Source organism: Arthrobacter sp. P4_F10 (genome assembly GCF_056401435.1).
The window spans coordinates 1-12043 of the sequence record NZ_JBFUJJ010000010.1 but is presented as its reverse complement, the minus strand read 5'-3'; the positions used below and the strand labels follow the sequence as shown (position 1 = coordinate 12043).

The window sequence follows — 12043 nt, the reverse complement described above, 5'->3', positions numbered from 1 at the left end:
CCGGTGAGTACGACGCGCCCGCCGTGCACGTGGGCCGCATGGCATAACCGACGAACTGAAAGAATTAACCCATGAGCAATGCCCCCGTCATCACCGCCGAAGGGGTGCTGACTATCTTAGAGAGCATGGCCTCATCCTTCAGCAGCCTCCTATATGTGCCCTTGACCCGATGTCCAGGTGCACGCCTCCGACCTTTGCGATCCCCCGGCCAAGGCATTCTTGTAGCTGACCGCCGGCACCACCCTGCCCGATGACGATGAGGAGGACGAGTTCGATGACCACCCTGCTGACGACGCCATCTAACCCCGCCACCCTGACCACGACAGCCACCACCGGCCGGTTCCGTGAATGGACCGTCAACCTGGCGCCGACCCACAAGGTACGCGACACGGCCAAGGACCGCCCGTTCACCGCCGACCTGGCGATCATCAGAATCAGCGCCACCACCGAAGACGCCCCCTTCACTGTCCTGCGCGTGGACCTGCTCGGTAACGGCAAGAAGAAACGCCTGTCCCGCCATTACCGCAACGATGTGGCCAACCCGAACTTCAGCATCCTGGCCGCACCCGCCTGGGTCCGTGATCTGTTCGTGGACGTTACTGGCGCCCCCGAGCTAGTCAACGCCTACGCGGGCCCGGCCCTGGGCGCCGGCGTCTACGCCGAGCACACCACCCCGGATGTCCGCTTCCCGGCCCCGGCAGAACAGCGGGTGGCCGCATGATCCGCTCGCAACAAACAGGCGCGTGACCGTCCCAATAACGTCCGGCACAAAATGGGTCCCGGATGGCTGGAGCCTCAACGTTCGCCAAGGTTCTGCCAAGCATCGGTGCATCTGATTGAACAGCGCTCTGCTTCCACTCTAGGCTGACGGCAACCGGCGAGCCGGATCCCCGCCCGCACTGCCGGGCCACACATCATTGGAGCACTACGCATGTCGATTGCGAAGAAGCTGGGCGCTGTCGTCCTGACCGCAGCCGTTCTCACTGGAGCTGGTGCCGGTGTCGCCACCGCGGCCCCGACCACGGCCGCCCACTCGGTGTCCGCGAAGGCCACCGAGGCGAAGGCCAAGGCGGAGTTGAAGAAGCAGGCGGCCGCCGCGAAGCTTGCGGCAGTGAAGGCCAAGGTCACCGCCCTGAAGGCTGCCGCCGTCGCGAAGAACGCTGCCGCCGTCGCGGATACCGCGCAGAAGCGCGCCGCCCAGGAAGCCAAGAAGATCACCAAGAAGACCACCCAGGCCCAGAAGCGCGAAGCCGCGGCAGCGAAAGCGGCCGCCGCAAAGGCAGCCGCTCAGGCGAAGGCTGCAGAGGAAGCCGCCGCCGAAGCTGCGGAGGCCGCCGCCGAGGCCGCCGCGGAAGCTGCCGAAAAGGCCGCAGAAGCCACCGCAGAAACCTCTGTGGAGCCGGCGGAGGAGTCCGCCGACTCCTGATCCGAACACCACTGGCAACGCCCCCTTCGGATGCACCGGCCGCCATCAGGTGGCCTTCGGGAAGGGGGTGTTGCCGCGTCCCGCCCTTTCGCCGCATCGCCGCACAGCCTGCCGCCCGCAGACCCTGTCCGTCACGCTCGTGCAGGACTACGATCTTGCCTGTTGACCAAGCACACCGTGACCAGCACAGGCGGGGGCAGACGCAGAGTGAGGAAAACGCTGTGACCGGAGAAACGAGGCTGAGCGGACCGCACTGGCGGCGGGTGCTGGCAGCCCTCGCCAATAACGACGCGCGGACCGCCTACGCGCAAATCGTGCTTGGCGCCCCGGTTCCCGACGTGGCTGGTGATCTGAATGACCGACGGCGGAACCGGGCCATCGCCGCCCTGCTTGAGTGTGGGCTCGTCGAACGGAATGCTGCCAACGAATTGGAGGCGTCTGAGTCGATCTTCCGTGAACTGCTCACGCAGCAACCCCGGCGGCAGGCGCAGACCGGATTGGCTCGCTTCATGCGGCTGGGCAGGATCGAGAGGTATCCAGCCAACATGGCGGAGCGGCGGGAGCTCCTGGCATGGATTGTCAGCGAAGCCATCGGGCCGGGCGAAAAGCTAACTGAAAAGCAGGTCAATGAACGGCTCCTCAGTTACAGCGATGATGTCGTTATGCTGCGCCGCTACATGATCGACTTCGGACTGTTGGAACGGACCCCCTCCGGCTCTTCCTACTCGAGGCACGAGGAACCATAGGCTTGGAACTGGGCGTTCTTGCAGCGTCGCAACCCGTTCGGGCGCCAACTTTGCGGGAAAGGCCTCATGGAAACTGCGCAATCACCACATGACTCCAGGTTCATACGTGCCCGCGCTCCATTCCTGCCCTTGGGGATCAAGAACTCTGGTCCGCCGCGTGCCCCATTCGGTGTTCTCGGGGTCAATCACTGCCGTAGCGCCGGCGGCCAGTGCCTTCCGATGGAATTCGTCGACATCCTCGACGAGAAGGTACAGTCCCTGACCCGTGGATCGGCCGATCAGGGCAGGCCGCTGGTAGTCGGCATCGTTGCTCGCCACCATCAGCACTGCCTCACCCATGCGAACCTCAGCGTGGAGGACCTGGCCGCCATCTCCGTCCTGACGGCGAACAACGTCAAACCCGACCCGCTGCATCCAATCCAATGCGGCGGACGCGTCCGCGTAACTGAGGTAGACGAACAGCCTGGTGTCCATAAAGGCATGGTATTCCCCAGCCCTTCCCTTCGGAACAGCTCAACGTTGCGAGCAACCAGCTCAAGTTCGAGTCGCTGCACGCGCAGAGCAGGAAGAACTTCCCGGACCTGCCAGAAGATTCTTCGGCGTAATCAACCACCGCACAGTTTGGAGAGTTGATGTTGTTCGACCAGAGGATCAGGACAGGATGGCATTTCGGCGCACCGACTGTCGTCAGTGCACGTCCTCCCCCTTCAGGGCTAGGTGCTCCGCTGCGACGGCGTCGACGGTGCGGAGTTCGCCGAGCACATTGACCTGCTCGAACCAGGTGTACCAACCGGAACGCTCGACACCTTGCAGGAAGGCGTTCGCGAGCTCCGCGTTTGGGGCCTGCCACACCGCGAACCAGTCGTAGTCCGCGCTCTGTCCGGCCGATCGGTCGACAGAACCCCAGCCCAGCGTGGTGATTCCCACCTGCGCCATCTCGACCATCGCCGCTTTGATCTCGGCGAAGAGATCCTCTTTCGTTTTGAGCGGCGCCGCGAGGAACTCGGGCTTCGCTGTCCAGGTCTCTACCACGACGTACATAGCTTCCCCTCCGAATCTGTGAAGCAGTTGACGTGCAAGGGTCACGCTAGGGGTGCGCTCCCTGCCCTACAAGAGTCGAATGGTGGGATCGACGCCGCCAGCTGCCACATCGTTTCAGACGCGATCTGCCCACGCCCGCCGTTCCGACATTCCCAAAAGCGATGTCTGCAAGTGCTTCCTTTAGCTTGTCCTTGGCGATGACGGGCCAGGACAAGGCCTGACCGAGTTGCCGGCAGAGCGTGGTCTTCCCGGAGCCAGGAAGTCCATTTATCAATATCAGGGATTTAGCCATAGTCCGTTGTCGGTTCAGGGTCCGAAGTCCGTGCCGCGGGCAGGAGTCGCCGGTCGTAGCGCCGGAGCCGGTGGTGGTTGCAGATCGAAAACGAGCAGCCCGTCCTGGACTGTGCGGCCCTACCGCGGCGGCAGCTTGAGTGCCATAGCGGATCCGCCCCCGCGCCTCACGGGCTCGGCGGCTGCGACCATGCCGCCGTCCGGCAGGAATTCGATGGCGGTCGCGGCGCCGATCTCCGCTGCCGAGGTGAATGCATCCCCCGACGGCGTGAACTGATGGCCAAAGGGTGCCAGCTGGCTGCCGTGCGCGGCGATGAACTCGGGCTCGGCCGTGACCTTGGCCGTGTTGCGCTGCGAGGCACGAGGTGCAGCGATCGCCTCGGAGATGGTCATGCCCAGGTCAACCCGGTTCAGGATCGTCTGCAGGACGGTTGTGATGATGGTAGAACCGCCGGGCGAGCCGAGAGCGAGGAACGGCTTGCCCTCCTTGAGGATGATGGTCGGCGACATGGACGAGCGCGGACGCTTCCCCGGCTCGATCCGGTTCGGGTCGGTCTGGTTGTATACGGTCGAGAAGTCGGTCAGTTCGTTGTTGAGCAGGAAGCCGCGGCCGGGCACCACCATGCCGGACCCGCCGGTCTGCTCGATCGTGAGCGTGTACTCCACCACGTTGCCCCACTTGTCCGCGACCGTCAGATTGGTCGTCGAGATGTTCTCGGTGTCCTTCTCGTCAGCGGGCGCCACAGCGGCAGCCGGGCACGCGCCGTCGTACGAGGACACGTCCCCCGGCGCAACCGGCTTGGCCGCCGCGTGCAGCGGGTCGATCTGGCAGGCGCGCTCCTTGCCGAACAACGGGTCAGTGAGCGCAGCGGTGGGGACACCGACAAACGCGGGGTCACCCACGTACTTGCCACGGTCCGCGAAGGAAAGTGCGGTGGCTTCGAGGTAGTGATGAAGGGCGCCGGGCGTGGACATCCCGGACAGGTTGGACGGCTCCAGGATGTTCAGCGCCTCGCCGACCGTGGTGCCGCCACTGCTGGACGGCGCCATGCCGTAGACGTCCAGGTCGCGGTAGTCCACGTGCGTGGGCGCCTGATCCAGGGCGCGGTATGCGGCGAGATCCGCCGTCGTCAGTTGGCCTGCCGGGACCGGCAGCTGTGTCTTGGAAGTCTTGGGCGGAGACTGCACCGTGGCCGCCATCTCGGCCGCGAGCGGGCCGCCGTAGAAGCCGTCCGTGCCCTTCTTGGCGAGGAGCCGGTAGGTCTCGGCGAGGTCGTGGTTCTGGAAGACACTGCCGACGGCGGGGGCGTCGCCACCCGGGAGGAAGAGGTTGCTGGTCGAGGTGAACGCCTCGAACCGGGGCTTGTTGTCGAGGGTCTGCTGGCGGAACGTCTTGTCGACCACGAACCCACGGGTCGCCACGTTGATGGCAGGCTTGAGGGCATCGCCAAGGCTCAACGTGCCCCACCTGTCGAGGGCACGCTCCCAGGTGGCCGGCGTGCCGGGGACGCCAACGGAGACGCCGCTCGTGACGAGTTCGGGCGTGAAGCGGTAGGGCTGCCCGGTCGCCGGGTCGATGAACGCGTCGTGGGGCATCGCTGACGGTGCAGTCTCGCGGCCGTCGATCGTGCCCACGTCGCCGGTCTTCGCGTCGTAGAACACGAAGTAGCCCCCACCGCCAATCCCGGCGCTGTACGGCTCGGTCACACCGAGGGTTGCGGCTGCGGCGACGGCTGCATCCGCCGCGTTGCCGCCCCTGCGGAGTACCTCGATCGCTGCAGCCGACGCTTCGGGATCAACGGTGCTCACCGCGCCACCGTACCCGGTAGCGGTCGCGGTCTTTCCCGTCTCCCGCGGATCGGCGAACGCTGGGCCGGCGACGACGCCGCCGGTCACGCTCAATGCCAGGGCCGCCGTGACGGCCACCAGCCCACGTGTCATATATGCCATGATCGCTCCCGAGTCCGTGTGATGCGTGTTGACAGTGGTTGTCACGGTACTACGGCGGCCTGTGACACTCAACACCTGCGTCAACGGCACTGGATGCCATCTGGGTAGCCCTCAGGAGAGGTCGGTCGGGTCCTCGTTGACCTCGTCATTGTCGAAGCCTTCGGGTCCAGCGTGTCGTGTGGGATCATTCCCAGCTACTCCCGGTAGGCCTTGTGCTCCTCGTGGCTGGGGTCGTTGACGGCCTGGACATTGTTCGCCCGGCCCCACGTGCCGCCGCTGTCCTCTGCCGGCCGCGGCGCCGCGGCCAGCCTTGGTCGTTGGCCGTTGATGGCAGGCCGTAACAGACATCTCCGGGCGTCAGCCAGTGCCGGCGTCGCGCTGCATTGATCCGCTAATCCGCTAATACCTGGCGCTAACGACCCGGCCGCTGACATTCTAGTCAGCACAGTCGTAGGCTACTTTGGAGACCGGACACTAGTAGCCTGGCCTCGGGCCCCGAAGGAAGGACTGAGTGGACAGTGATGCTGGTACGTGGTTTCTGAGTAGCGCTGAGCGGGGGAATCTGGCCACAGACGTCCACGCGGGCGGTGCCGGATCGCCGTCCTGGTCGGAGGGCAATCTAGTGCGGCCCCTGATTCATGGAGCGACCTACTTCGCCCGACTGCATGAGGAGTTGACGGCTCTGCAGGCGGGAGACCGCGTGTGGTTCACCGACTGGCGTGGCGACGCCGACGAGCGGCTGCTGGCGGACGGACCTTCGATCGGCGACGTGCTCGCGGCGTTGGCCCGCGCGGGAGTGGAAGTGCGGGGCCTTGTCTGGAGATCCCACGGAGAGCGTGTATCGGCCCCAATCAGCGGCCGATCCAATGAGCTCCTAAGTCGTCAGGTCAACGACGCCGGCGGCGAGGTGCTTCTGGATCAGCGTGTACGCCTGTTCGGCTCCCACCACCAAAAGATCTTCGTCATCCGCCATCGCGACGACCCGTCGCGGGACGTCGCGTTCGTTGGCGGGATCGACCTTTCCCACACCCGTCGAGACGATGCCGACCACGCGGGAGATCCGCAAGCGGTGGACATGGATTCCCGGTACGGGAAACGACCCCCCTGRCACGATGCCGCCCTCGAACTGCGTGGCCCCGTGGTGGCAGATGTCCTGGCGGTGTTTGCTGAACGGTGGAACGACCCCCATCCCCTGGACCGGCGCACCCCCTATCGGATGCTGCTGCAACGTCTGGCCCGTATGCCCCGGCACCCCGAACCGCTCCCGCCCACTGCACCGCCGCCGCCACCGGCGGGCCCTCATGCCGTGCAGCTGCTGCGCACCTACGGGGTGAAACGTCCCCCGTTCCCGTTCGCTCCAACTGGGGAACGCAGTATTGCCCGCGCCTATGCGAAGGCCTTCGCCCGCGCCCGGTCGCTGATCTACATCGAGGACCAGTACCTGTGGTCAACAGAGGTCGCGGGCGGAATCGCTGACGCCCTCGAACGGAATCCCAACTTGAGGGTGATTGCCGTTGTGCCCCGTTACCCCGACTCTGATGGGCCTCTCGCAGGACCGACGAGCCGGATCGGGCAACTGCGTGCCCTCAGAATGCTGCACCGCGTCGCGCCCGACAGGGTCGGCGTGTTTGACCTGGAGAACCGCTCTGGAACTCCGATCTACGTCCACGCCAAGATCTGCATCATCGACGACACCTGGTTTACCTGCGGCTCAGACAACTTCAACCGCCGATCCTGGACTACCGACAGCGAGCTCACCTGCGCCGTATTCGACACGACTGCCRACAACCGGGACGCGCCCGCCACGGACAATAGCCACGACACTTCCCGGCCGTTGGCCCACGTGCTCCGGCTCCAACTCTGGGCCGAACACCTGGGCCTAGACCAGAACAATCCCCAGCTCCACGACCCGGCGGCCGGGCTCGAGCTTTGGAACTCCACCGCAGATGCTCTCGACCGCTGGCATGAAACTGGCCGCCGCTCCCCCCGACCCGCCGGACACGTGCGCCGCCACACTCCCCAGCCAGTGTCACCCCGCCAACGTCTCTGGGCAGATCCGTTGAGCCGCCTTGTCATGGACCCGGACGGTCGCCCCCACCGGCTGCGCGGCACTACCCGGTTCTAGGCAAGCAAGTCTGGTGCAAGGGCTGCGCGGACCTCCGACTGCCAAACACGGCACAGCGCTTCCCGACTCGTGATTAGCCCACCGTCTGACCCGCAGGTGCCTGCTCCTTACCCTAAGCATTATCCAGATCGCAGCAGCGAATGACAGGACTAGCAGTGCAACCTGAAACGTGGCAACAAACCGGTTAGTCAATGTCTGTGGCAAGGCCCGTCACTATGAACGACGCGGCGGCTCCGGTCTCTATTGCCGGACCATGAGCAGAGGGAGTTCGGTGCGGACGCCGATTCGGTCCGGCGAGACAAGGCTCAAGACAGCCAAGTGGCTGGAAGCTCACAAAGCGGTCCCTGCACGACGTTCCGTGCAAGGACCGCTTTGTTGAGATCCAAAGGGACTAGACCACCAACTACCCGTGCCGTTTCTTCCAATTAGAACTTCATCTCACAGAAGAGACGGTGTAAATAGACAAGCTACTTGGTCCTGAGAACCGTTCCCCTGCACACTATTATCCCGGTGGCATTGGCTTGGTTCCGCCTCCCCACGGACAGGCAAGATGGTCCTTTTCTACACCCGAAGGAAAGACCGGAAGGTCAGTCCAAGCGGGGCTCGCGGACAGTCTCCACTTGCCGCCGGCTATTCGGTGCCACGCGAACGAAGGTTGCTGAGCCGGCTTCGGCGCCATAAAACCGCGTGTTACTAGGCGATGTCCAAGATCAGCGGCATGTGGTCGCTATGCGCCAACCAGTCTTCTGAACACCCTACTCGGAGATCGGCCGGGATGCCGTCGCTCAGGAATGCGAAGTCAATGTGATGCCCGAATCGGAGGTTCCGGGTGTGAAAGTACGTTTTCGTCGGCTCCGCCCCTTGGTCGTTCACCGCGTCGCGGTGGTACACGCTGCTGAGTCCAAGCCCAGCAAGCTTTTCGACCAGCATGCTGTGGTTCCTCTTGGGATGCGCCCTCTCCCAGACCGTGTTGCTGTTGAAGTCCCCCATAAGCAACGCCCGGCCGCCAGCGAGGAATCCAGCGTGGCGGTCGACTATCTCATGGGTCACGCGAACATACCTTAGCTCGCGATTCAACTGATGCGCCCAAAGGGCAATGACGTTGAGTCCGTCGATCGAAAAGGGAAGATGCCAGGGCAAATTGGGATCCGCGTGTTCTGAAATTTTGTAGCGAGCGTTGGCGAATCCAATAACTCCGAGACCTTTGTTCAGATTGCTGCCCGTCCATGCCGCGAAGGGATGCTCAGCCGCGGAAATGTCTTTCTTGGCGACCTCTTGGAGAATGACGACGTCGGGCTGCAGCGCCTCGATCAGGTGGCGCTTCTTGTAGTACGCCATAGAACAGTTCCACGAGACGATTCGCACTGGGCTCCTTTGTGTTCGGCGAAAGTGCTGATGGCATCTTATCGACGCCACTTATTTGAAGGCAGCTTGGACAATTGCGGCTAAGCACACACACTCTGACGGGACTCAGTCAGCGAGCCCATCCACTATCCACCTAATGACGGTCGGGGCTTGAGAGTTCCAAATCGCGCCCCGGGTCTTCGGGCTTTTCCCTGGCCGCCCGGTCAGCCTCGATCCGTTTTGCCTGCTCGATAAAGCTACGTTCGGCCACGTTAAGTCTCCGCGAGATCTGCCAGGAAGCTCCATGAATTTCCGACCTAAACTCCCACATAGTGTTCACCTATGGGCGAGTAGGCCACGGTTCATTTGAGCATATTCAAAAGGCAGCTAGCAAAGCAAAGTACCGGCTCGTCCAACCTGAACACGAATCTCGAATCGTAGTGGAAATGTCAGCGTGGGCTGTGAGATGTAGTTCAATTTGGAAAGAACTTCCCACAAGGAATCGCCGGGCTCCCGCGGACGCACGTGCCTGCGAACCGGGTCATCGCGGCCAGTCTAATTGGAAGTTTGTGGCGCCGGTTCCCTAAGTTTTGCCGGATCGGTCAGGTGCAGTTCCGACGCTAGCGACACGCTGCCTATGGTGTACAGATCTTCGTAACCACTTCAGAAAGTCTGTTGATCAGTACCTGACTTCCTTACGGGATTGGGGCTGGATCCGGGTGGCATCCGCGCCGTCGGCGTTGATCGCGGCCCGGAGACCTCTCTGGGCCGGTTCGAATTCGAACTAGTAATATCCCGACCGCCGTCCGAGACTGGAGTCGGAAGCGAGGGCAAGAAATGACGAGCCGGTATGACGTGGCCGTGGTGGGTGCGGGCAGTGCAGGCTGCGTGTTGGCTTCGCGGCTCAGCGAGGACGCCGACTGCGAGGTGGTGCTGTTCGAAGCGGGGCCGGACTACCCGTCGGCGAGGCTTCCGGCTGACCTCGCGGACGGCATCCATGGCACCAGCACGGCTTCGCACGACTGGGGGCTTCATGGGACGGGTGTCGCCGACGGACCTCCGTTGGACCTTCCACAAGGGCGGGTGACCGGGGGCTCGTCGGCCGTCAACGCCACCTTCGCCCTGCGCGGGCATCCGGCCGATTACGACGGCTGGGCATTGCCGGGATGGACGTTCGCCGACGTGCTGCCGTCTTTCCTACGCCTTGAGCATGACCTGGACTTCGGTTCGTCGCCCTATCACGGGACGGACGGGCCGGTACCGATCCGCCGCTATCGGGGGGACGAACGGTCCGAGCTCACGCTCGCCATGGAGGACGCCATCGCGGACGTGGGGATCCCGCGAATTCCAGACCACAACGCCCCGGGGGCCGTCGGCCTGTCAGCGATACCAGTCAACTGTGTGCGGGGCCTTCGGGTCAGCACCGCTCGGGCCTATCTGGATCCCATCCGCTCCCGGCCCAACCTGACGATCCGCGCGACCTGTCCGATCGCCGAGGTCGTGTTACGCCGCGGGCGTGCAATAGGTGTCCGGTCCTCCGACGGCGAGATCGTCGCGGCCGATGAGGTGATTGTCTGCGCTGGCGCCTACCACTCGCCCGCGCTGCTCATCCGGTCTGGCATCGGCCCCGCCGCGGACGTAGCCGCATTGGGCAGTCCCGTCACGATGGACCTGCCCGGTGTGGGGACGAATCTCGCCGACCACCCCTGGGTGGCAATCGACCTGCCGTGTCTCCAACCGCTGGGAGACCCTCCGCTCTTCCAGGTGATGGCGACAGCCCGGAGCAGCCGGAGATCCGCGGCGGATCCCCCGGATCTCCAGCTCATGGTGTGCGGACCGTACCGGCTCGGGGACGGGTACCGCTGCTTGCTCGCCGCAGCGTTGCTGAAGCCGGCGTCGCGCGGTGAGGTGCGGCTGCTCACACTCGACCCGAACACCGCACCGGCCATCGACCTCGGGTACTTCCGCAATCCGGTGGACATCGACCGATTGATGGAGGGCCTGCAGCTCGCGGACGCTGCCGTGGCCCACCCTCACCTGACCCGGATCACTCGCGGTTCCCGGCTCGCGCCCCAGCCGGAACTGGTCGCAGACGCCGTCGCCGTACGCGCCTGGATCAAGGCCACGGCCACGACTTACCACCACCCCGTGGGCACCTGTGCGATGGGAACGGACCCTCGGGCCGGCGCCGTGGTCGACACCTCGGGACGGGTGTACGGAGTGCCGGGCCTCTCGGTAGTCGACGCCTCGATCCTCCCTGAACCGCCGTCGGCTAACACCAACATCCCCACGATCATGGTCGCCGAGCACATCWCGACCCGGCGTCGCGGGGTCGGGGCGGGACTCTGAGGCGGTACGAGGTGTGCCACGTTGGTCGGCATGGTCTCGGCCCGCCGTCGGGAAAGCGACCGAAAGCAGGCCGCCACGGCTTCGACCATTTCTGTTGGACGGAGGACGGATACTCAATGCCGGGATTGATCCGCGTCGCGTCTCGAAATTGGCGTTCCCCAACGGGGAATTGATGGGATCGCCGGATTCTTTGGTGTGTCCTGCGGCCTCTTCCTATGTTGCGATCGGGTGGCGCCCGACCGCGGTCGCCATCCCAAGCTGCTATTTGGCACGCCTGTTTTCGGCTATTTCGAGTCCGGTGTGGCGGGGCTCTTATCCCTCCCTGCCACAGACTTGACGCGTATCCGGTCGCCAGACCCTGTGCAGTGGGATGATGTTGAGCCCTGCCACGAAGTTAGGCGGCATCTCCCCGTGGCCGCCCGACATCAGAGGAGCCCTGCACGTTAGCTTCGACGTGCAGGGCCCCAAACTGACAGCCGAAGGACTCGTCCCGACTGTGAGACCCAAGGGCACTTGGCGAAAAGCGCCAGATGCGGACCACCGTGATTCCGCGGTTTTGGTGGACTACTGCCAATGTCGGCTGACTGACCTAGTTGGCGAAATTGTCCGCGGTGGACATCGCCGGCCCCGGCTTAGGCAATGTAAGTATCACCGGGCATCAAAGCTGTGGCCGGCGCCGCACACCAGGGTGCGGGCACCGCCGCCACCGAAGCGGAGAGCGTCCCGGCACACCGGGCACAAGAGGGGGAAATCGGGGGCGGGAGGCATAGC

At 64.3% G+C, this 12043-nt stretch carries 10 protein-coding genes; 5 read left to right on the top strand and 5 right to left on the bottom strand.

Annotated features, from left to right (window positions below):
* The first annotated feature begins 274 nt into the window (after nt 1-274).
* The 3 genes from AC1DR1_RS12540 to AC1DR1_RS12530 all read left to right on the top strand — a co-directional run bounded on the left by AC1DR1_RS12540 (nt 275) and on the right by AC1DR1_RS12530 (nt 2172).
* Nucleotides 275-721, top strand: a complete 447-nt coding sequence (locus tag AC1DR1_RS12540; RefSeq protein WP_229994876.1) for a hypothetical protein — start codon at nt 275-277, stop codon at nt 719-721.
* A gap of 210 nt (nt 722-931) precedes the next feature.
* Nucleotides 932-1426: a hypothetical protein gene (locus tag AC1DR1_RS12535; RefSeq protein WP_229994877.1), complete on the top strand. Its 495-nt coding sequence runs from the start codon at nt 932-934 to the stop codon at nt 1424-1426.
* Between the two features lie 221 nt (nt 1427-1647).
* Nucleotides 1648-2172, top strand: coding sequence for a DUF2087 domain-containing protein (locus AC1DR1_RS12530; RefSeq protein WP_229994878.1), 525 nt, complete (start codon nt 1648-1650; stop codon nt 2170-2172).
* 81 nt (nt 2173-2253) lie between these two features.
* Here AC1DR1_RS12530 and AC1DR1_RS12525 read toward each other — a convergent pair whose 3' ends face one another.
* The 4 genes from AC1DR1_RS12525 to ggt form a co-directional block, all read right to left on the bottom strand.
* Entirely contained in the window at nt 2254-2646 is a 393-nt protein-coding gene (locus tag AC1DR1_RS12525; RefSeq protein ID WP_229994879.1) for a VOC family protein, read from the bottom strand.
* A gap of 213 nt (nt 2647-2859) precedes the next feature.
* A complete protein-coding gene (locus tag AC1DR1_RS12520) occupies nt 2860-3213 on the bottom strand; it encodes a DUF6616 family protein (RefSeq protein ID WP_229994880.1) in 354 nt (117 codons plus the stop codon).
* A gap of 46 nt (nt 3214-3259) precedes the next feature.
* The gene (locus AC1DR1_RS12515; RefSeq protein WP_356815788.1) at nt 3260-3505 is read right to left on the bottom strand and encodes a P-loop nucleotide/nucleoside kinase family protein; all 246 of its coding nucleotides are present in this window, start codon (nt 3503-3505) and stop codon (nt 3260-3262) included.
* Nucleotides 3506-3624: 119 nt separating this feature from the next.
* Nucleotides 3625-5454, bottom strand: a complete 1830-nt coding sequence (ggt, locus tag AC1DR1_RS12510; protein ID WP_229994881.1) for a gamma-glutamyltransferase — start codon at nt 5452-5454, stop codon at nt 3625-3627.
* Nucleotides 5455-6076: 622 nt separating this feature from the next.
* Here ggt and AC1DR1_RS12505 point away from each other — a divergent pair.
* The gene (locus AC1DR1_RS12505; RefSeq protein WP_476992670.1) at nt 6077-7579 is read left to right on the top strand and encodes a phospholipase D family protein; all 1503 of its coding nucleotides are present in this window, start codon (nt 6077-6079) and stop codon (nt 7577-7579) included.
* Between the two features lie 693 nt (nt 7580-8272).
* Here AC1DR1_RS12505 and AC1DR1_RS12500 read toward each other — a convergent pair.
* Complete coding sequence (locus AC1DR1_RS12500; protein WP_364744871.1) at nt 8273-8944, bottom strand: endonuclease/exonuclease/phosphatase family protein; 672 nt, start codon at nt 8942-8944, stop codon at nt 8273-8275.
* An 816-nt stretch (nt 8945-9760) separates the two neighbouring features.
* Here AC1DR1_RS12500 and AC1DR1_RS12495 point away from each other — a divergent pair.
* The gene (locus AC1DR1_RS12495) at nt 9761-11272 is read left to right on the top strand and encodes a GMC family oxidoreductase (protein WP_476992669.1); all 1512 of its coding nucleotides are present in this window, start codon (nt 9761-9763) and stop codon (nt 11270-11272) included.
* Nucleotides 11273-12043: the final 771 nt, after the last annotated feature.